Genomic DNA, 21,131 nt, shown 5'->3' with positions numbered 1-21,131 from the left:
ACGGACGGAATGCACTCAGTCCAGCGGCACGACCGCGGGCAGCCAGGGGATGCGCCGCGCCGCGTCCAGGTCCGACCCGTCGTCAACGACGACGGCCGCCAGGTCTTCCAGCGGTTCACCACCGAGTTCGGCCAGTCCCGCACCATCGGTGAACAGATGCGTCACCCATTCGTCGGCCAGCATCTCGCCCAGCGCGCCGTCCGGCGCGGTGACGACCACGGACGCGCCGCCGGCACCGGCGGCGAGCACCTCGACCACGGCGGCCAGCACATCGGGGCGACCGAACCGGAAGGTTCGCGACTCGAAGGTCAGCTCCGTGCGGCCGCTGACCCGGTTCACCAGTTCCGCGAGCTCGTCGTAGCTCAGTCCCCGGTCGGCGGGCGCGAAGGCGAGGTCGCCGCCCTGCAGGGCGCGGGTGCGGTTGGCGTAGGTGACCGGGCGGGGTGAGGCCGCCGCGATCTCCGCGACCAGGGCGGGGTCGGCCAGGACCAGCCAGTCCACGCCGTTGCCGGAGTTCTCGGCGCTCGCGGTGAGGCCGACCTTGACCACCAGGTCGGTGGGCAGCTCGGCATCGGCGGCGGCGACCGGGACCACGGCCGCACCGGACTTGAGGACCGCCCAGGTGGCGACCACGGCGTCGATGCCGCGGTCCAGGCGCAGCGCGACACCGGTGCCCGGACCGCAGCCCCGGCCGATGAGCACTCGCGCCAGCCGCGAGGAGCGGGCGTCGAGTTCGGCGTAGGACAGCGCGTCCTCGCCCCACACCAGGGCCGGACCGTCCGGGTCGTCCTCCACGGCGGCGGTCAGCAGCAGCGGCAGCTGGGTGCCGCGGGTGACCGCGGGCGCGGTGCCCGGGAGACTGGCGGCGGCGGTGTGCGAACGCTGCTGCACGCCACCGAATTCGATGTCCCCCACGCGTTGGCGCGGGTCGGCGGCCACGGCCGCCAGCACACGCTGCAGCCGCTCACCGAAGGTGTGGATGGTGGACTCGTCGAAGATGTCCGAGGCGTAGGTGAGGGCGCCGGCCAGTTCGCCGACCGCGCCGTCCTCCCACTGACGCGGGTCGATGGTGACCTGGAGGTCGAACTTCGCCGACACCGCGCCGGTGTCGAGGGCGCTGATGGACAGGCCCGGCAGTTCGAGGTCGGGGCGGTCGGTGTTCTGGAACGACAGCACCACCTGGAACAGCGGGTCCTGGGCGTTGGCCCGGTCGGGCGCGACCACCTCGACCACGCGCTCGAAGGGGATGTCGGCATTGCCGTAGGCGGCGAGGTCGGTCTCCCGTGCCTTGTCGACCAGCTCGTCGAAACTCGCCGCCGAGTCCACCGCGGTGCGCAGCGCCAGGGTGTTGACGAACATGCCGACCACATCGTCGAGCACCCGCTCACCGCGACCCGCGATGGGCGTGCCGATGGTGACGTCGCCGCTGCCGGACAGCCGCGACAGCAGCACCGCCAGCGCGGCGTGCACCACCATGAACAGCGAGGCGTTGTGCTCGCGGGCGATCCGCTGCAACCCCTCGTGCACCTCGGCGGGCACCGTGAAGGTGGTGGCCCCGCCCTGCATGGTGCGCACCGCGGGTCGCGGACGGTCCAGCGGCAGGTCGAGGGTGCCGACCGCGCCGTCGAGCCGATCCCGCCAGAACGCCAACTGTCCCGCGGCGACCGAGTTCTCGTCGTCGTCGGTGCCGATGACCTCGTGCTGCCAGAGCGCGAAGTCCGCGTACTGCACCGGAAGCGGCGACCACGCGGGCGGATTGCCCTGGCAGCGCGACACATACGCGGTCATCAGGTCGCGAGCCAGCGGCGGCAGCGACGCGCCGTCGGCGGTGATGTGGTGCACCACGACCACGAAGTAGTGCTCGGATCCGGTCTCGCCGTCGGTGCACAGCAGCGCCCGGACGGGAACCTGTGCGGTGACGTCGAATCCGGCGGACAGCACCTCGGTCATGCGGTGCAGCGCATTGCCCAGCGGCTCCACGGCCAGCCCACCCGGGAGCGCCTCCGCGACCGACAGGATGTCCTGGTAGGCGATGCCGTCGGCGTCCACGGGATAGCGGGTGCGCAGCGATTCGTGCCGCTCCAGCACGTCCAGCACCGCCAGGCGCAATGCCTCGATGTCGAGCGTGCCCGAAAGCCGCAGCGCCAGTGGGATGTTGTAGGCGGACGATTCCGGATCGAGCTGGTTGATCACCCACATGCGCTGTTGCGCCAGCGACAGCGGCACCCGCGCGGGACGCTCGGCGCGCACCAGCGGCGGGCGGTTCTCGGCGGTGCCGGTCACTACCCGGGCGGCCAGCGCGGCGACGCTGGACGCTTCGAACAGCTCCCGCACGGCGAGATTCGCGCCCAACGCCTCGTTGATGCGCGCCACCGCGCGGGTGGCGAGCAGCGAATTGCCGCCGAGGGCGAAGAAGTCGTCGTCCACGCCGACCTCGGCGGCGCCCAGCAGGGCGGCGAATTCGGCCGCCACCACGCGTTCGGACTCGGTGCGCGGGGCCCGGTACTCGACGGAGCCGCCGAATTCCGGTGCGGGCAGGGCCTTGCGGTCCAGCTTGCCGTTCGGGGTGAGCGGCAGTACGTCCAAGGCCACGATGGCGTCGGGAACCATGTAGGCGGTGAGGAATTCGCCCAGCGCGGCCTTGATCTCGGCCGGGTCGAGCGCGGTGTCGCCTTCGGGCACCACGTATCCGACGAGCTGGTCGACGCCGTTGTCGTCGCGCACCAGCACCACGGTCTGGCTGATGCCCGGAACCCGCAGCAGCGCCGACTCGATCTCGCCGAGTTCGATGCGGAAGCCGCGCAGCTGCACCTGCTGGTCGCTGCGGCCCGCGTACTCGAGGTTGGCCTCGCCGCCGAATCCGGCCCAGCGGCCGACGTCACCGGCGCGGTACATGCGCGAGCCGGGCGGGCCGTAGGGGTTGGCCACGAACCGCGCCGCGGTCAGGCCCGGACGCCCCAGGTAGCCGCGCGAGAGCTGCGCGCCGTCCACGTAGATCTCGCCCGCGACGCCGACCGGTGCCGGATGCAGGCGCTGGTCGAGCACGCGCGCGCCAAGACCCGGCAGGGCGCGGCCGATGATGCTGCTCGGCTGCTGCGCCAGTTCCTCGTCCAGGGCCAGGAACGACACGTGCACCGTGGTCTCGGTGATGCCGTACATGTTCACCAGGGTGGGCGCGTCCGGCGCGTGCCGGTCGTACCAGCGTCGCAACTGCCGCAGATCCAGTGCCTCGCCGCCGAACACCACATAGCGCAGCGCGTAGTCGCCGGTCCGCGCCGCGGCGGCGCGATCGGCCTCGGCCAGCTGGTAGAACGCCGACGGGGTCTGGTTGAGCACCGTCACGCGCTCGCGAATCAGCAACTCGCGGAACTGTTCCGGCGACCGGGAGGTCAGGTGGTCGACCACCACCACCGCGCCGCCGTTGGCCAGCGCGCACCACAGCTCCCACACCGAGAAGTCGAAGGCGAAGGAGTGGAACAGCGTCCACACGTCGTTCTCGTCGAATTCGAAGTGCGCCTGGGTATTCGCGAACAGCTCCACCACGTTGCGGTGCGCGACGCCCACACCCTTGGGCACGCCCGTGGATCCGGAGGTGTAGATCACGTACGCCAGGTGGTCGGCGCGCAGCGGGGCACGGCGTTCGGCGTCGGTGACGGGTGCGTCGGAGAAGCTCGCCACCTCGTCGAGCAGCACCACCGGGAAGTCACCGGCGGGCACCGCATCCCGCTCGGCGGTCGTGGTCAGCACACAGACGGGCTGGGAATCGGTCAGCATGAATTCCAGCCGCTGCGCCGGGTACGCGGTGTCGACGGGCAGATAGCCCGCACCGGAGATGAGCACCGCCAGCAGCGCGACGGGCAGTTCCTCGGTGCGCGGAACGGCAACCGCCACCAGCGTTTCCGGCCCGGCGCCGTAGGCGATGAGGGCCCGCGCCACCACATTGGCGCGCCGCAGCAGCTCACCGAAGGTGAGCGTGGTGTCGCCGGAGCGGATGGCCGGGGCGTCGGGGCGACCGGCCGCCTGCGCGGTGATGAGGTCGACCAGGGTCAGCTCCGGCACCGGCACGCCGGGCGTATTCCATTCGTGCAGGACGAGTTCGCGCTCCCCCGGCGCGTAGACGTCGATATCGCCGACCACGGCGCGGGCGTCGGCGGCCACGGCCGCGAGAATGCGGCCGAGCCGGTCGGCGAAGTCCAGCACGGTCGCCGGATCGAACAGATCCACGGCGTAGGTGTAGGTCAGGGCCATGCCACGGGTGTCGGTGCGCTCGGTGATATCCAGCTGGAGATCGACCAGTGCGGTGCGCTCGGCGCGCCCCGCCTGCCCGGTGGTGAGCAGCACCTGGAACGGCGGATGCCCGGCCGCCGAACGGATCACGTCGAGCACATCGGCCAGCCGCTCGGAGCCGCCGCCCGCGCGGCCGAACGCCTCGGCCTCGGCGCGGGTCACGGCAGCGAGCAAGTCGGCGAAGACGATGCCCGGGTCGATCTCGGTGCGCAGTGCGACCGCGGCCGAACCGGGGTGCACCGCACCGAGTTCCGGGGACACCGCGCCGACCGCGATCTCCCCGGCGCCGCCCGACAGCCGCGCCAGCAGCACCGCGAAGGCGGCGTGCACGACCGTGAACAGGGTCGAATCCGTCTGCCGCGCCAGCGCTTCCAGCGCGGTGGCGACCTCGGCGGAGACGTCGAAGCGCAGCTCCCCGCCGCGGCGCGTGGGCGACGCCGGACGCGGCCGGTCGGCGGGCAGTTCCAGCTGACCGGGCGCCGCGCCCGCGCGCCACCAGTCCGGCCGCACCGCGAGCGTCTCCTGCGGTGCGCCGACGAAGCGGCCGATGAGCATGCGCAGCAGACCGGCCAGCGCCCGCGCCGCCGGATCGCCGACGGTGTCACGGCGGTGCCAGATCTTGAAGCGCAGGCACGCACCGGATTCCACCACCACGGTCACCGGGTAGTGGGTGAAGGTCACCGACCGCACGCCCGCGACCTCGAGGCCGTCGATGGAGCCGCCGGCGGCCTGCAGGCCCTCGGCGTCCACCGGGTAGGACTCGTAGGCCACCAGCGAATCGAACGCCGCGCCGGTGCCGGCCGCGCTCTGGATCTCGGCCAGGCTCAGGTAGTGGTGTTCGAGCAGGCCCGCCTGCTCGGCCTGCACCGCGGTGAGCAGATCCCGCACGGACTGCTCGGCGTCGAAGCGCACCCGCACCGGAATGGTGTTGACGAACAGGCCGATCATGTCGTCCACGCCGTCCAGCTGCGGCGGGCGGCCGGACACCACCGCGCCGAAGACGACGTCCTCGCGATCGGTGAGGGTGGCCAGCAGCAGCGCCCAGGCGGCCTGCACGACCGTATTGACGGTCACCTCGACGTCGGCGGCGAAGGCGGTCACGGCCCGGGTCTCGGCCTCGGAGAACTCGAATTCGATTTCGCCGTAACCGATCTCCGCCTGCTCCGGGCGTTCCAGCACGGCGGAGACGGCGGTGGGCTGCGCACCGGTCAGGGTGTCGCGCCACGTGTCCAGGGTCGCCGCGCGATCCTGCTTCGCCAGCCACGCCAGGTAGTCGCGGTAGGGCCGCACCGGCGGCAGCGGCGACGAATCACCGTGCGTCGCGTAGAGGACCAGCAGATCCTTCATGAGCAGCGGCAGCGACCAGCCGTCGAAGAGCAGATGGTGCGTGGTCAGCACGAAGTGGATGCGGCCGGTTCCGGTGCGGTACACCGTGAAGCGCATGAGCGGCGCGGCGGCCGGATCGAAACGGGTGCGCTGGTCTTCCTCGAGCAGCGCCGGGATGTCCTCGTCGGCGACGTCCACCAGCCGCCACGGCACCTCGAGGGAGTCCACCACGACCTGCACCGGGGTGCCGTCGGCGGCGGTCACGAAGGCCGCGCGCAGTCCGGCGTGGCGGTCCAGGATGGCCTGCGACGCCCGGTGCAGCCGTTCGAGATCGACCTGACCGGCCAGTTCCAGGGCGAACTGGGTGACGTAGTCGTCGGCCGCGCCCTGGGTGAGCTGGGTGTGGAAGAGCAGACCCGCGCCCAACGGCGACAGCGGCAGCACATCCGACAGTCCCGGATACGATGCGCGCCAACCGTCCAGCTCGACCTGCGTGACCCGCACCAGCGGCACATCCGAGGGCGTCAGGCCGCCGGCGGCGGGATCCTGCGCGTGGCGGGCGACGGCGGTGAGCGCGCGCACCCAGTCCTCGGCCAGTTCCCGCACCGCCGACTCGTCCAGGATCTCGGCGGCGTACTGCACCGAGACCGACATGCGCGGGCCGTCCTCGCCGTCGGTGACGATGGCATTGAGATCGACCACCATGCCCGCGGGCATGGTGGGATCCTGGTCGACGCTCAGCTCGCCCAGCGCGTCGGTGGGCAGCCACGCGGCATCGGCCATGCTCTCGGGCACCTCGCTGGCGGAGACGCGACCGAGGTAGTTGAAGCCGATCTGCGCCAGCCGCCCGTCCAGCTCCGCGGCCGATTCGGGGTCGAGGTAACGCAGCAGGCCGAAGCCGATGCCCTTGTCGGGCACGGCGATCAGCTGTTCCTTCACCGACCGCAGCGCGGCGGCGGTGACCGAGCCGCCCTCGAGCGCGGCGGCGGTGTCGATGCCCGACAGGTCGAGGGCGACCGGGTAGACGGTGGTGAACCAGCCGACGGTACGGGTGATGTCCGCCCCCGGCAGCACGTTCTCCTCACGGCCGTGGCCCTCCAGACGCACCCGGGTGACCGGGGAGTCGACGCCGCGGCGCGCGCGCCAGCCGCGCACGGCCAGGGCCAGCGCGGCCAGCAGGCCGTCGTTCACGCCGCCGCGGTACAGCGCCGGAACCTCGGTGAGCAGGGCGTCGGTGATATCGGCGGGCACCTGGACGGAGAAGCGACGCACCGTGGCGAAAGTGTCCACGGCGGAATCGAGTTCGCGCGCACCCAGCAGCGGGTCCGGGGTGGCGAGCACCTGCCGCCAGTACGGCAGCTCGGCCCGGCGCGCCTGCGAACCGGCCACCTCGCGCAGCCCGTGCGCCCAGCGTCGGAAGGAGGTGCCCACGGCGGGCAGCGTCGGCCGCTGTCCGGCGGCGCGCTGCATCCAGGCGGCCACCAGATCGGCGATGAGGATGCGCCACGAGACGCCGTCGATGACGAAGTGATGGGCGGCGATCAGCAGCACGTCCGCGGCGTCGGGGCGACGCAGCCGGGTACAGGCCAGCATGCGACCGGCCGCCGGATCCAGCGCGTCGAGCGTGGCATCCATGGCGGCGCTGCCGATCCGGGCCAGCTCGTCACCGACGGCTCCGGCCGGGATGTCGCCCTCGGCGAGGAGCGAATCTGCGGACACGGCACCGGCTTCGGGCACCTCGAGCTGGAATCGCCCGTCCGCCTGGACGAGTCGAGCCCGCAGCAGATCGTGATGGGCCAGCATCTCGTCGAGCGTTTCGGCCAGCGCCGCGCGGTCGATGCCCTCCGGCAGCGACAGCACCATGCTCTGCGAGAAACGGTTGTACACACCGTCTTCGAGATAGTCGGCCAGCACCGGGGTCAGCGGAATCGTGCCGACGCCGCCGCCGGGCAGCTCCTCCAGGGTGACCGGCGCGCCGCCGTCGCCGAGGACGGCGACCTTGGCCAGCGCGGCCACGGTGCGCTGTTCGAAGACGTCCTGCGGGGTGAACACGATGCCCGCCGCGCGGGCCCGGGACACCAGCTGGATGGACAGGATCGAATCGCCGCCGATGGCGAAGAACGAATCGTCCGCGCCGATCTCGTGCACGCGCAGCAGTTCCGCGAACAGTTCCGCGATCTTCTCCTCCACCGGTCCGGACGGGGCCCGGGTGGTGGTGGTCTCGAATACCGGCTCCGGCAACGCGTCCCGATCCAGCTTGCCGTTCGGGGTGAGCGGCAGGTGGTCGAGCACCACGATGGCCGAGGGCACCATGTGGGCGGGCAGGCCGCGGCCGACGTGCTCGCTCAGCGCGGCCGGATCGGCGGCGCGGCCCGGCTTGGCCAGGACGTAGGCGACCAGCGCGGTCGCGCCCGAGGGCAGCGTCTTGCCCATGGTGACCGCGAAGTCGATATCGGGATGCGTGGTCAGGGCATTGTCGATCTCGCCGAGTTCGATGCGCAGACCGCGGATCTTGACCTGGAAGTCGGAGCGGCCCAGGTATTCGATGACGCCGTCCTCACGGCGGCGCACCAGATCGCCGGTACGGTACAGCCGCGCCCCCGGATGCCCGGTATCCGCGCCGAACGGACTGGCCACGAAGCGTTCCGCGGTCAGGCCCGGCCGGGCCAGATAGCCCTGCGCCAGCGCCGGACCCGAGAGGTACAGCTCGCCGGTCACGCCCGCGGGCACCGGCCGCAGCCGGGTGTCCAGCACGAACGCGCCGACCCCGGCGATGGCCGGGCCGATGGTGATGGGCTCGCCGGGCACCATGGCCGCGGTGCTGGTGGCCAGAATGGTGGCCTCGGTGGGGCCGTAGCCGTTGTAGAAGGAGCGGCCCTCGACCGCCCAGCGCGCCACCAGCTCGGGACCGAACTTGTCACCGGCCACCACCACGACCCGCAACTCGTCGAGTCCGGTCGGGTCGACCGACTCCAGCGCGGCCGGGGTGATGAGCATGTGCGAAACACGTTCGCGGCGCAGCAGTTCGGCGAGCTCGTCACCGCCGAAGACCCGGGGCGGGGAGACCACCAGGGTCGCGCCCGAGGAGAAGGTGAGCAACAGCTCCAGCACCGAGACGTCGAAGTTCGGGGAGCACACGTGCAGCACGCGCGAATCCCCGTTCACCGCATAGTGTTCGCGCTCGGCGGCCACCAGACCCGCCAGGCCGGTGTGGGTGACCACCACGCCCTTGGGGCGGCCGGTGGAACCCGAGGTGTAGATGACGTAGGCCGGATGCTGCTCGGTGAGCGGGCGCACCCGATCGGTGTAGGAGATGGGGTGCGCCGGATGGGCGTCGATGCGCTCGGCGCGCACCGGATCGTCCAGCTCCACCCAGTAGACGGTGGTGCCGAGGGCCGCGCGATGCGCGGACGTGGTCAGGCCCAGCACCGCACCGGAATCGGTCAGCAGGTACTCGATGCGCTCGGGCGGGTAACTCGGATCGACGGGCACGTAGGCCGCGCCGGTCTTGGCGACCGCCCACACCGACAGCACCGACTCGATGGACCGGGCGATGCCGATGGCCACCACGTCACCGGGTCCGACACCGCGCGCGATGAGTTCGCGGGCCAGTTTCGAGGAGGCTTCGTCGAGCTCACGATAGGTGAGCTCGCGGGCGTCGGCCGGGGCTCCGGTCGGATTGAACCGGATGGCCACCGCGTCGGCGGCCGACTCGACCGCGGCCGTCAGCAGTTGGGCGAACAGCGGGCTGCCCGACCGGCGGCGACGGCTACCACGTGCGGAACGGCGGGCAGTATCCATTCGAGCTAGTTCACCTCTCGCATTCATCAGGTCCGCGCGACCGAACAGCGAATTCGGCCCGCGCCCACGGGCGTCGAACCGGTGTCGTCGCCTGGGCCTGCGGTCCGAGCAATCCTATATGGGGGAAGCGATGCGGCCGAGACCGCCCGAACTCCCTATACCCATCGGTACGAGGGGGCGCAGGTGTTGCACGGTTCCGTCAACGCAGTGACATACGCCACACGATGTGCCGGTCAGAGCCAGCCGCGCCGGGTGGCCTGCACGCCCGCCTGGAAGCGGGTGCTGGCTCCGAGCCGCTCCAGCAGGCTCGCGGTGCGCCGGACCACGGTGCGGCGGGACAGACCCAGTCGCCGCGCGATGGTGTCGTCGGTGGCCCCCAGGCTCATCAGCGTGAGGATGGCGCGATCGCGCTCGTCCAGCGACTCCTGCGGGTTCACCGAGATCGGCGTGGACATGGCCCACAGCACGTCGAAGGTCTTCACCAGCAGGTCCAGCGTCGGGGAGAGGCTGATGCGCAGGCCCATGGGGTCGCCGCGGCGCTCGTCGGTGTGCAGCACCAGGATGGCGCGCCGGTCGTCGGCCACGATCAGCTTCATCGGCGGATCGGGCAGCGTGCGCGCCTGTGCCCCGGCCGCGTTGGTGGCCAGCACGTGCCGCAGCCGCTCCGGATCCTGGTAGATGGTGTCCTGGTACAGGGTCCGGTAGCCGATGCCCTGGGACAGCCGCGCGGTCTTGAGCTCGAACAGCCGCTCCTCGGTCTCCACGTCGGAGAGGTAGGGGCCGCGCTCGATCGTCTTCACGTGGGTGTGCGCGGTGTGCTGCAGATCCTCGAAATCGGCCAGCAACTGCCGTCTTTCATAGACCGCGACGATCGCGCCGTTGGTGTCGGTCGCGCGCCGCACCGAGCGGAAGGTCTCGCCCAGTCGCGCGGCGGCGGCCTGCATGCGCTGCGTGTCGTGATGGCGGCGACGCGATTCGGCCTCCGAGAGGGCTTCCGGCGCATGGGCGTCCCAGCGGACGCTGCCGTCGTGGTCGACGATGCGTACCGCCGCCTGAATACGGCAGAGGGCTTCCAGCGCGGCCTCGGTCACGCGGGGCGGAGCGCCCAGTCGTGCCGCGACTTCGGTCAGTGTGGACCGCGGATGCTGGACCAGCGCGGCGTACGCGCGGCCCGGCAGCGTGGTCGGGTCGAATAGTTCATCCAAGGTCGTCACCGCACCCACCGGGACGCGTCGGTCCGGAAACCGTCCCGGCACGGGCGCCTGACGATCTACAGGCCCGGGCCCCACTGCTGCTGCATGACGACGCCCTTGCTGGCCAACCACGGCAGCGGATCCATCTTGTTGCCCGCGGCATCCCAGATCTCCAGATGCAGGTGCGGGCCGGTGGACTGACCGCGATTGCCGACGGTGGCGATGACGTCGCCCGCGTTCACACGCTGGCCCTCGTGCACCAGCATGTCGTTGACGTGGCCGTAGACGGCGGTGGTGCCGTCGTCCTGCAGGATGCGCACCCACAGGCCGAAGCCGGAGGCCGGACCAGCCTCGACGACGGTGCCACTCATGACGGATTTGATCGGCGCGCCCAGGGCGTCGGCGAAGTCGACGCCGTAGTGCATGGCGCCCCAGCGGCTGCCGAAACCGGAACTGATCTGACCGGCCACCGGCGCTACGGCCGGGGCGGGGGCGAACTGCTGTTGCAGGCTCTTGAGGGTCTGCTCGGCCTGGGCCAGCGGGGCGGCGACCTCGGGCGGCAGATTGCTCAGGCCGAAGGGGGCGGCCTGGCCCGCGATGGGGGCGGCCTGTGCGTCGGGCGCGGCGGGGGCCTCCGGAGCCGGAGCCTCGGCCTGAGTGGCCTGCTCGAAGGTCTGGGTGGCGAGGCTCAGATCGGTGTCCTCGGCGGCGCGCTTCTCGGCGTTGTTGCCGGGCACCGGCGCGGCATTGGCCAGCGCGGGCACCAACTGGCTGGCGCTGCCGATGAGCGCGCCCGCGGCGACCGCGGCACCGGCGGCGACCTTCACCCGGTCGGCGGTGCTCGGCTCGGCACGATGCCGGCGGTTGGCCCGGACGCCACCCGCGTTCTCGCCCAGCAAATCCATAACTGACACGGAGTTCGAGTTCTCTCGGTGCTGAGCCAAAGCTTTGTCCTAGCGTTCGGGTGGTGATGCTTCCGGTAACGATTCGGCATCGCTGTGACGGAAACTGTACTCCGTCGTGACCATTCCGCAACCTTGCTTGGCCGAAATTTGGGTACTCAGTCCTATCCCTTCGTCGGAAACCAACTGGACACATGCCTTCTACCTGCGGTTTCCGCGCGAGACCCGGACACCCGACAAACCGGACGACACGCATCGAGGGGACGGCCCGTGCTGTTACATACCGCCCGCGTACATACCGCCCGCGCCGTGACCTCGAAGTCATCCGGAGCACACTGGGCGCATGCTTCTGGACGAGCTGCGCACCCCCATCGTGTCGGCCCCCATGGCGGGCGGACCCTCCACTCCCGAACTCACCGCCGCGGTGTCGAACGCGGGCGGTCTCGGCTTCCTGGCCGCGGGCTACCTCTCCGCCGCCGACACCGCCGCACGCATCGCCCGCACCCGGGAGCTGACCGCCGCGCCGTTCGGCGTGAACCTCTTCGTCCCCGCCGCGCCCACGCCCGCCGCGGCCTACACCCGCTATCTCGAGGAACTGCGCCGCGACTTCCCCGTCGGCGAGCCGCGCCACGACACCGACGACTGGGCGGCCAAACTCGACCTGCTGACCGACGCGCCGGTGCCGGTGGTGTCGTGCACCTTCGGCTGCCCCTCGGCCGCCGAGATCGCCCGGCTGCGCGCGGCCGGATCCGAGGTGTGGGTGACGGTCACCTCGGTCGCCGAGGCACGACTGGCGGTGGCGGCGGGCGCGGACGCGCTCATCGCGCAGGGCAGTGAGGCGGGCGGACACCGCGGCTCGTTCGCGGACCGTCCGGCAGACGACGCCACCGACCCGCTCGGCCTGCTCGCACTGCTGCAACTGCTCACCGCGGCGATGGAGACGCCGATCGTCGCGGCGGGCGGGATAGCGACCGGCGCGGCCGTGGCCGCCGCGCTCACCGCGGGCGCGGCCGCCGCCCAACTCGGCACCGCCTTCCTGCGCTGCCCGGAGGCCGGTACCCCGGCGCTGCTGCGCGATGCCGTCACCCTCGACACCCCCACCATGCTCACCCGCGCCTTCACCGGCCGCCGCGCCCGCGGCCTACGCAACCGCTTCCTGCTCGACCACCCCGACGCCCCCGCCGCCTACCCCGAAATCCACCACGCCACCGCCCCCCTGCGCGCCGCGGCCCGAGCCGAGCACAACCCCGACGCCGTCAACCTCTGGGCCGGGCAGAGCCACACCCTCGGCACCGACCTACCGGCGGGCGACCTGGTGCGACAACTGTCGGAGGATGCGAAAACCGCCCTGGAGCGGACGCTGTCGAAGCGAATTCGCCCGCTCCACGCTCCCGGCGATCCGCAATCGCGCCGAGACTGACGGCAAGCGCCGATGCGGCGCGCGGGACGACGGTGTCCCGCGCGCCGAATCCTGTGGTGAACACACGCACACGGTGGTGACCCCCCTTCGGACACCACCGGCTCATCGAGGTTCTGATCCGAACCCCGCTCCCGTCAAGCCTGGGATGACACACATTTCGTGTGCTGTGCCCCTGCTCACGGCGCGGGGGCCGATCGCGGAGTCAGCAGGAAGATCTCGTAGTCGCACCAGGGATGCAACGACTGCAGCGAGCGCATGCGCCAATTCGTCTGTCGGCCCGAAGGATCCAGCATGATGACGTGATCGTCGTCGAAGACGGCCGGATCCATGGGGTTGTTCCACATGTATTCGAATCGCGAGTGAGAGCGGCAGGCTTCATAGACAGCGGCTACCTCCGCGGCGGGAACCACACCGGCCGAGAATTCGCGTAGCCCATAGATCATCCGATGCACGATGGGCTCCCAGTTGACCAGGATCTTCTCGGCGCGCGGATCGGTCATCATCTGCACGATCACATTGATCGGCCGCTCCGGCGTGCCCAACGCCGGGTCCAGGAAGGGGCACATCTCATTGGCGGCCGCATTCGCCGCCAGCACGTCGTACTGGGGCACCCGGTGCAGATATGCCGGATACGGCATGGAGTCGATGAATTCGAGAGCGTCGGGCGTGATGGCCTCCGGCGAACCCACGGCCCAGGGCGCCAACTCTCCCATCACGATCGACATCACCCGGCGGCGTTTGTCGTATCGCAGATCGAGCGCGTCGCACCATTGCCGGATCACCGGCACCGTGGGATTGCGTTCCTCGTTCTCGTATTTCTGATACGCGGACTTGGACATGAACAGCGCGTCGGCCACCTGCTTCTGCGTGAGTCCCTGCAACAAGCGCTGCTGCCGCATGTACCCGCCGATGGTCGGGTGCGCCTGCTCGTAGATCGGGGTTTCGGGTGCTGCGTCGGGCATCGTTCCTCCTGTTCTGTCCACCCCGAATCCTCCCATCAGCACCTGAGAACCCCGATCGTGGCAGCCCGCGTGCACCGCGTCGAACACCGATCGCCGCACCCGTGCGGGTGCGGCGATCGTCCTCCCGCGTGGTCAGCAGGGGCATACCGACCACGTGGGCGGGCCGGTGGGACTACTTGCGCGGGGCGGGGGTCATCGGGTTCTTGCAGGCGGGGAGTTCGGGCGGGCAGGGGGAGAGGATGGTGCTGAAGTATTGGAAGGCGGAGAAGAGGGCGAGGGGGCCGCCCACCGTGACCAGGCCGACCATGCCGCCGACGGCGCCGAGGGTGGCGGCGCCCATGACGCAGCCGGCGATGGCGGCGCCGACGAAGGGCAGCAGCAGGGCGATGACCGGGCTGGCGATGGTCGCGCCGGCCGCGCCGCCGACCAGACAGCCGATGCCGCCGCCGACCACCGCGCCGATGACGGCGCTGATGGCGCTGCCGATGGTGAGGCGCTGGGCCAGGGTGCCCAGCGCCGCCTGATCGCGGGGCGTGAGCGATTCCGCGACGGGCGCGGCGGCCCGGTCGGCGGTGACGATCTCACCGGCGGCGATATCGGCCACCGGGGTGCCACCGTCCCGCTGTGGCGTCAGCACCGCGGTGCCGCCGTCGATGCGCGCCGTGATCGGATACGCGGTGTCGTTCATGCGGTAGGTCAGCGGCACGGCCGCCACCGGGGTGCCGTCGGCCGCGGTCAGCACCAGTTGGTCGCCGACGGTCCGCAGCGCGCCGTCGCTGGTGGTCAGGACGGCCGAATCGCCTTGGCGGCCGATCTCGTAGTGCACCTCGGTCTGGGTGGGCGCGGGTGCGGCATGGCCGGGGCCCGCGGCGACCCCGAGAGCGATGGTGGCGAGCGCGGCCGTCAGGACGGTGGTACGGAACTTCATGGTGATCCTCGTTGATCCGGTCGAGAGGCTGAACGGGTTGTAGGGACTGGACGGGTCGCGGGGACGGGGTTATTCGCTGGTGTCGATGACGGGGCCGACGGCGGTCCAGTGGTCGTCCTCGAAACGCTGGATCTGCACGCCTTCCATGGGGAAGGCGTCGTCGGGTCCGGTGGTGAGGGTGATTCCGGGTAGCAGGGTGTCGATCTGCACGCCGGACAGCGACCGCGCCGCGGCGCTGAGTCCTTCGCGGGTGGCGCATTTCGCGGATGCGAAGGTCTTGGCGAAGCTGTCGGCGGCGGCCCAGCCGATCAGGGTGTAGGTATTGGTCGGGTCCGCGCCCGGGGCGTAGGTGGCCAGTTTCTCCCTGTAGAGCGTGATGGCCGGATCGTCGGCCCAGCGCGGATCGGCCGGATCCTTGGTGAACGCACCGGACACCACGCCCTGCACATCCTCCAGCCCGACCGGTTTCAGCACGCTGAGCGAGTTGGACACCATGGACAGGATGTGCAGCGGATTCCAGTCCGGGTTGCGGGCGTCCCCGGCCAGCGCTTGGGAAGCGAACTTGGGTGTCGAGAAGTTGAGCAGCACATCGGCTTTCGAGTTGGCCAGATTCCGCAGCTGCGGATCGACGGTGGGATCGGTGACCTCGTAACTCTGTTCGGCCACCACCCGCACCCCGCTGCCGCCGATGGCTTCGACGAAGTTGTCGCGCAGGTCTTTTCCGAAGTCGTCGTTCTGATAGAGCACGGCGACGGTGGCGTCGGGCCGCTCCTGCTTCACGAATTCCGCGAAGGCCCGGCCCTCGGCCCGATAGCTGGGCTGCCAGCCGATGGTCCACGGATGTTCGGTGTCCGCGCCCCATTTGGTGGCTCCGCCGGCGACGAAGATCTGCGGCACCTCGCGCTGGTTCAGGTAGTCCCAGACGGCGGAGGAGGTGGGGGTGCCCAGGGTCTGGAAGATGGCGAACACCTGGTCCTGTTCGACCAGGCGGCGCACCTCCTCCACGGTTTTGGGCGGCTGGTAGCCGTCGTCGCGCACCTGGTATTCGACCGTGCGGCCGTCGATTCCGCCGTGCTCGGCATTGATGTAGTCGAAGTAGGCCCGCACGCCCTTGGGTATCTCCCCGTAGGCCGATGCCGGGCCGGAGAGCGGGTAGACGCCGCCGAGTTCGATACTCGAGTCGGTGATGCCGACCGTCTGCTGTCCCTTGCAGTCGCCCTGGGCGACGGTGCCGTCACCCTCGCCGCGTCCACCGCAGGCGGTCGCCGCGAGCAGCACGGCCGCCGTGGCTCCGATGACGCGAATGGCCTCAGTGCGCATTGGCTTTCCCTTTCCGAACGAGTTTTCCTGTCCACTGCCCCGCCCGGTCGGCGAGTCCGGCCAATCCGGTCGGTGCGAGGTACATGACCGCGATGAGCAGCAGTCCGAAGACCACGCCGGGCGCGGCCTGATTGACGTCCTGGGCGAGGCCGGGGACGTACATGACGAACAGCCCGCCCAGCAGCGGCCCCCACAGCGAGCCCAGTCCGCCGACGACCAGCCCGGCCAGCAGCGTGATGGACAGGCCGGTGGCGAAGGAGTCGGGCGAGACGAAGGCGATCACCCAGGTGTAGACACAGCCCGCGATCCCGGCGAACATGGCGCTCCAGGCGAACGCGAGGGTCTTGTAGTGCGCGGGCCGCACGCCCATCACCTCCGCCGCCGTCTCGTGATCGCGAATGGCGTTGAGTGCCCGGCCGACTCGCGAGCGCACCACCCCGGCGACGAACAGGTAGCTCACCGCCGCGACCGCGAGGGTCAGCAGGTACAGCCACTGGTCCTCGGCCAGCCCGGTCCACGCGGGCGCCTCCGGCTTGCCCACGGTGAGCCCCATGGAACCGCCGGTCAGCGTTTCGAAGCGCTTGAGCAGCGGTACCAGGAAGATGGCGATGGCCAGGGTGACCAGGGCCAGATAGAGCCCGCGCAGCCGCAGCGCGGGCACGCCGAGCCCGTAGCCGAGCACGAAGGTCAGTGCGGCGGCCACCGGCAGGGTCGCGAAATGCGGTACGTCCCAGCGATCCAGCAGCACGGCGGTGGTGTACGCGCCGATGGCCAGGAACGCGCCGTGCCCCAGCGAGATCTGCCCGGTCTGCCCCACCAGCAGGTTCAGGCCGAGCAGGGCGATGGCGTACACCAGCGCCATGGACAGCTGGAAGGTGTGGAAGGGCGCGAGCTGGAAAGGCGCGTAGCAGGCGACGCCCAGCAGCACCAGCGCGGCCACCAGGTTCCGGTGGCGCACCGGCCAGGCGGTCCGAGGACGATCCGGCGGACCGGAAGAAATTGCGGCCGCGCTGTTCTCGGCCATCACGGTAGTCTCGTCGCTCATACCCGCTCCACCACCGCTCGCCCGAACAGCCCCTGTGGGCGCAGCAGCAGGACGCCGAGGATGATCACCAGCGGCACACCGATCTTGAGTTCGGTGCCGATGGCGTCCACGTAAGCGCCGGTGAGGGTTTCGGCGACGCCGACGATGAGGCCACCGGCCACCGCGCCGCCCGGACTGTCGAAGCCACCCAGCGTGGCGGCGGCGAAGGCGTAGATGAGAACCCCTCCCATCATGTTGGGTTCGAGAAAGAGCACGGGCGCCGACAGCACCCCGGAGACCGCCCCGACCAGGGCGGACAGTCCCCAGCCGAGGGCCAGGACGACGCCGACCCGAATACCGGACAGCCGCGCCGAGACGGGATTGCTCGCCACCGCCCGCATGGCGAGGCCGATCTTGGTGTAGCGGAAGAGCAGGTAGATGAGCGCCATGACCAGCGCCACCACCGCGATCACCCCGAGGCTGCCGTATCCGGCGGTCACTCCCCCGGCGCGTAAAGCACCGTCGGGGAAGGGATTCGGGAAGGACTTCACCTGGTAGGACCAGATCCATCCGGCCGCGGCGTTGACGAAGAAGTACAACCCGACGGTGACGATCACCAGGGTGAGTTCGGGTGCGCCCTCGACGGGCCGGATCACCACCCGTTCGATGAGCATGCCGCCGAGGAACGAGACGACCAGCGTGGCGATGAGCGCCTGCCAGAACGGCATGCCCATCTCGGTGAACTGCCAGGCCAGGAAGGCGGAGAACATGGCGAGCTCGCCCTGGGCGAAGTTGACGATGCCGGTGAACCGATAGATGAGCACCATGGCCAGCGCCAGACCGGCGTAGATCGCACCGGCGCTGAGCCCTTCGATGAGCTGTTGCAGGGGTCCGGACACGATCACACCCGGTATCCCAGGTAGGACCGCGCGACCTGGTCGTCGGCGCGGATGGCGGCGGCGGTGCCGGACAACACGATTCGCCCGGCCTCGAGCACATGCGCGTGCTGGGCGATCTTCAGCGCCAGGTGCGCGTTCTGTTCGACGACTATCACGGTGGTGCGTTCCTCGGCGTTGATGGTGTGCACGATCTGGAAGAGCTCCTGGGTGACCAGGGGCGAGAGTCCGAGGGAGGGTTCGTCGAGCAGCAGCAGCCGGGGCCGCAGCATGAGCGCGCGGCCGATGGCCAGCATCTGCTGCTGACCGCCGGACAGGCTGCCCGCGGGTTCGGCCAGCTTCTCCCGCAGCACCGGGAAGAAGTCGAAGACCCGGGCCAGGTCGGCGTCCACGCGGGTGCGGTCGCGCCGGGTGTAGGCCCCGACCCGCAGGTTCTCCTCGACGGTCAGCGCCGGGAAGGTGCCCCGTCCCTCGGGGACGTGGGCGACACCCAGTCGCGCCACCGATTCCGGTGCGCGCCCCGTTATCTCGATGCCGTCGAGCCGAATCTCACCGCGCACCTTCACCATTCCGCACAGCGCCCGCAACAGGGTGGTCTTGCCCGCCCCATTGGGTCCGAGCACCGCGCACACCTCGCCGCGACGCACCGCGAAGTCGACCCCGTGCAGCACCCGCGCCCCGCCGTATCCGGCGTGCACGTCGTCGACGGTGAGGAACGGCCCCTCCGGCGACCCCACCGACCGCCCGGCGGCGCTCGTCCGTACCCCGCTCATGCCGCCGCCTCGCCGGGCTCCGACCACGCGGCCACCGCTCCCCCGCTCATGCGGCGCTGCCCAGGTAGGCGGCGACCACGGCCGGATCGCGTTGCACGGCTTCGGGTTCGCCGTCGGCGATGACGCGGCCGAATTCCAGGCACACGACGTGCTCACAGGTGCCCATGACGAAGCCCATGTGGTGTTCGACCACGATCACGGTGAGCCCGAGGTCGCGTCGCAGGGCGCGCAGCCGTTCGGCGAATTCGTCGACCTCGCCGTGACTGAGGCCGTTGACGGGTTCGTCGAGCAGCAGCAGCCGCGGCCGCACCGCGAGCGCCCGGGCCAGTTCGATGCGCTTGAGCGTGCCGAAGGGCAGGCCGACGGCGGGCCGGTCGGCCACCTCGGTCAGTTCCAGCCGCTCCAGCAGCTCGTCCACCTCCGCGCGCAGTCGCGCCTCCGCACGGCGCACCCGAGGCAGCCGCAGTCCGGCGGCCAGGAATCCGGCGCGGGCGCGGTGGTGCGCGCCGACGAGCACGTTGTCCCGCACGGACATGCGTGTGAAGAGGCCGAGGTTCTGGAAGGTCCGGGCGATGCCGAGGTCGGCCAGGGCGTGCGGCGGCTGCTCCAGCAGCGACGCGCCCTCGTAGCCGATGGTTCCGGCATCGGGTGTGTACCGCCGGGTCAGGCAGTTGAACAGGGTGGTCTTGCCCGCGCCGTTGGGCCCGATGAGACCGACCATGCGACCGGCGGCGACCCGGAAACCGACGTCCGACAGCGCGGTGATCCCGCCGAAGCGGAGCGTGAGTTGGGAGATTTCGAGCATGCGTCCTCCGGTCCGCCGCGCGGCGGCGGACTGTCGTCGGTATCGGGCGCGAACCGCGCCCGCCACCGCAGGGATAGAACTCGCTCAGCGTAAATTCGCAGGTCAGGGGGCACACTGGATGCGGAGGACCAACTTCGCGGGCCGCATTTGTCTCCCGTGGACATGGTCTGCGTCACAATGACGGCGTTGACACGCCACGGCGAAGCGTGGATTAATCCCGTCCCATGTCCGCTGGATCACAATCGATCGGAGCCGTGCATTACTCCGAGAGCGTTCTGGCCGCCCGCACGCGCATCGTGACCCGGCTGTTCGACCACGTGCACGACATGGCCGATGTCGGCGTCTCCGCCATCATGAGCCGGATTCCCGCCTATGCCGCCCGGGACGAGACCTTCCACGCCGATGTGCACGATCAACTCGCCGAGCTGTGTCGGATCGGGCTGGGCGCGCTGCTCGAGAATCGGAAGGTCACGCCCGGCGATATCGCCTACACGCGGCGGGCGGCGGCCCGGCGGGCGCGGGCCGGGCTCGCGCTGGTCGACTACATCAACGCCTTCCGGCTGGGGCAGCAGGCGCTGTGGAAATCCCTCATGGACTACGCGGGCGATTCCGAGGACGACCGTGAGGCCGCGCTGTCGATGGTGGTGCCGCTGAACCGGTACTGCGATCTGATCAGCACCCAGGCCGCCAACGCCTATCTGGAATTCCAGCGCTACCAGTCCGAGAACGGCCACGCGAGCCGGGAACTGCTGGAGACACTGCTGAGCGGCGCACTGCCGGAAGGGAGTCCGCAGCTGTCGCTGGCGCACGGATTCGGCCTCGGCGTCGACGCCGCCGCACCGCTGGTGGTGATCACCGCCGTGCTGCTCGGCCCGCACGACACCGATTCGGACGCAACGCAACTCACCGCGTCATCACTGGCCCGGGTCGGCGTGAACGGCCTGCGCACGCTGGCGGGGCCCTACCGCGACGAGGTGGTGGCGATTCCGGCGCTCGGCCGGGGCAGCACCGAGGAGCTGTGCGCGCGGCTGCGCGAGACACACGACAAACTGCGCACGGCCCGGATCCGGCTCGCCGTCGGGGTGAGCCCGGTGGTCACCCGAATCGCGGATCTGCCACGGGCGCATCAGGAGTCGCGCTCGGCGCTGGAGTTGCTGCCGGAGGACGGCGGCGTCCTGGCGTTGCCGCATCTCACGCCGTTCCGCTATCTCGTGCTGCGCGCCGACGATACCGCCCGGCATCTGGTGGACCCGCGCATCGCGACGCTGCTGGCCGAGGACCGCTCGCGCGGCGGGGTGCTGGCGGCCACCATCCGCGCCTTCGCCGCGGCGGACATGAATCTGCGCGAGGCGGCGGAGGCGCTCTGCATCCACCCCAATACGGCGAAGTACCGGCTGGGCCGCATCCAGGAGCTGACCGGGCGGAACACGCGCGCTGTCGGGGACCTGATCGACCTGCTGGTGGCGATCGAACTGCAGGATGGGCCGCGGTGAC

Annotated in this window: 12 protein-coding genes; 2 read left to right on the top strand and 10 right to left on the bottom strand. The window is 70.7% G+C overall.

From position 1 onward, the window contains the following. Positions 1-15: 15 nt before the first annotated feature. The 3 genes from QMO76_RS06530 to QMO76_RS06520 all read right to left on the bottom strand — a co-directional run bounded on the left by QMO76_RS06530 (position 16) and on the right by QMO76_RS06520 (position 11,512). On the bottom strand, positions 16-9,414 hold the full coding sequence (locus QMO76_RS06530; RefSeq protein ID WP_306360289.1) for a non-ribosomal peptide synthetase: 9,399 nt from the start codon (positions 9,412-9,414) through the stop codon (positions 16-18). 233 nt (positions 9,415-9,647) lie between these two features. Next, entirely contained in the window at positions 9,648-10,628 is a 981-nt protein-coding gene (locus QMO76_RS06525; RefSeq protein ID WP_306360288.1) for a helix-turn-helix transcriptional regulator, read from the bottom strand. Positions 10,629-10,684: 56 nt separating this feature from the next. Beyond that, positions 10,685-11,512 (bottom strand): M23 family metallopeptidase, encoded by an 828-nt coding sequence (locus QMO76_RS06520; RefSeq protein ID WP_306360287.1) that lies wholly within the window; start codon positions 11,510-11,512, stop codon positions 10,685-10,687. A 340-nt stretch (positions 11,513-11,852) separates the two neighbouring features. Between QMO76_RS06520 and QMO76_RS06515 the strand changes: the two genes are divergently transcribed. Further along, positions 11,853-12,929: a nitronate monooxygenase family protein gene (locus QMO76_RS06515; protein WP_306360286.1), complete on the top strand. Its 1,077-nt coding sequence runs from the start codon at positions 11,853-11,855 to the stop codon at positions 12,927-12,929. A gap of 176 nt (positions 12,930-13,105) precedes the next feature. On the opposite strand, the gene QMO76_RS06510 is transcribed toward QMO76_RS06515, so the two are convergent. The 7 genes from QMO76_RS06510 to QMO76_RS06480 form a co-directional block, all read right to left on the bottom strand. Further along, positions 13,106-13,891, bottom strand: a complete 786-nt coding sequence (locus QMO76_RS06510; RefSeq protein WP_306360285.1) for a helix-turn-helix domain-containing protein — start codon at positions 13,889-13,891, stop codon at positions 13,106-13,108. A 172-nt stretch (positions 13,892-14,063) separates the two neighbouring features. Further along, positions 14,064-14,819, bottom strand: a complete 756-nt coding sequence (locus QMO76_RS06505) for a hypothetical protein (RefSeq protein WP_306360284.1) — start codon at positions 14,817-14,819, stop codon at positions 14,064-14,066. Between the two features lie 69 nt (positions 14,820-14,888). Next, positions 14,889-16,139 carry an ABC transporter substrate-binding protein gene (locus tag QMO76_RS06500; RefSeq protein ID WP_306360283.1) on the bottom strand — a complete coding sequence of 417 codons (1,251 nt, stop codon included), beginning with the start codon at positions 16,137-16,139 and terminating at the stop codon, positions 14,889-14,891. Beyond that, complete coding sequence (locus QMO76_RS06495) at positions 16,129-17,184, bottom strand: branched-chain amino acid ABC transporter permease (RefSeq protein ID WP_306360282.1); 1,056 nt, start codon at positions 17,182-17,184, stop codon at positions 16,129-16,131. Before QMO76_RS06495 ends, QMO76_RS06500 begins: the two co-directional genes overlap by 11 nt. Continuing rightward, positions 17,181-18,062, bottom strand: a complete 882-nt coding sequence (locus QMO76_RS06490) for a branched-chain amino acid ABC transporter permease (RefSeq protein WP_306360281.1) — start codon at positions 18,060-18,062, stop codon at positions 17,181-17,183. Before QMO76_RS06490 ends, QMO76_RS06495 begins: the two co-directional genes overlap by 4 nt. Before the next feature lie 2 nt (positions 18,063-18,064). After that, positions 18,065-18,832: an ABC transporter ATP-binding protein gene (locus tag QMO76_RS06485; RefSeq protein WP_306360280.1), complete on the bottom strand. Its 768-nt coding sequence runs from the start codon at positions 18,830-18,832 to the stop codon at positions 18,065-18,067. Between the two features lie 46 nt (positions 18,833-18,878). Continuing rightward, positions 18,879-19,637, bottom strand: a complete 759-nt coding sequence (locus tag QMO76_RS06480; protein ID WP_306360279.1) for an ABC transporter ATP-binding protein — start codon at positions 19,635-19,637, stop codon at positions 18,879-18,881. A gap of 224 nt (positions 19,638-19,861) precedes the next feature. Between QMO76_RS06480 and QMO76_RS06475 the strand changes: the two genes are divergently transcribed. Beyond that, on the top strand, positions 19,862-21,130 hold the full coding sequence (locus QMO76_RS06475; RefSeq protein ID WP_306360278.1) for a CdaR family transcriptional regulator: 1,269 nt from the start codon (positions 19,862-19,864) through the stop codon (positions 21,128-21,130). Position 21,131 lies beyond the last annotated feature (1 nt).

Source organism: Nocardia sp. CC227C, assembly GCF_030767025.1.
Taxonomy (GTDB): domain Bacteria; phylum Actinomycetota; class Actinomycetes; order Mycobacteriales; family Mycobacteriaceae; genus Nocardia.
This window is presented reverse-complemented; position numbering and strand designations above follow the sequence as displayed.

What these genes read in the sequence shown, in the direction of transcription:
- QMO76_RS06530 (WP_306360289.1), bottom strand. Translation starts at nt 9,414, where the DNA reads ATGGATACTGCCCGCCGTTCCGCACGTGGTAGCCGTCGCCGCCGGTCG.
- QMO76_RS06520 (WP_306360287.1), bottom strand. Translation starts at nt 11,512, where the DNA reads ATGGATTTGCTGGGCGAGAACGCGGGTGGCGTCCGGGCCAACCGCCGG.
- QMO76_RS06515 (WP_306360286.1), top strand. Translation starts at nt 11,853, where the DNA reads ATGCTTCTGGACGAGCTGCGCACCCCCATCGTGTCGGCCCCCATGGCG.
- QMO76_RS06510 (WP_306360285.1), bottom strand. Translation starts at nt 13,891, where the DNA reads ATGCCCGACGCAGCACCCGAAACCCCGATCTACGAGCAGGCGCACCCG.
- QMO76_RS06505 (WP_306360284.1), bottom strand. Translation starts at nt 14,819, where the DNA reads ATGAAGTTCCGTACCACCGTCCTGACGGCCGCGCTCGCCACCATCGCT.
- QMO76_RS06500 (WP_306360283.1), bottom strand. Translation starts at nt 16,139, where the DNA reads ATGCGCACTGAGGCCATTCGCGTCATCGGAGCCACGGCGGCCGTGCTG.
- QMO76_RS06495 (WP_306360282.1), bottom strand. Translation starts at nt 17,184, where the DNA reads ATGAGCGACGAGACTACCGTGATGGCCGAGAACAGCGCGGCCGCAATT.
- QMO76_RS06485 (WP_306360280.1), bottom strand. Translation starts at nt 18,832, where the DNA reads ATGAGCGGGGTACGGACGAGCGCCGCCGGGCGGTCGGTGGGGTCGCCG.
- QMO76_RS06480 (WP_306360279.1), bottom strand. Translation starts at nt 19,637, where the DNA reads ATGCTCGAAATCTCCCAACTCACGCTCCGCTTCGGCGGGATCACCGCG.
- QMO76_RS06475 (WP_306360278.1), top strand. Translation starts at nt 19,862, where the DNA reads ATGTCCGCTGGATCACAATCGATCGGAGCCGTGCATTACTCCGAGAGC.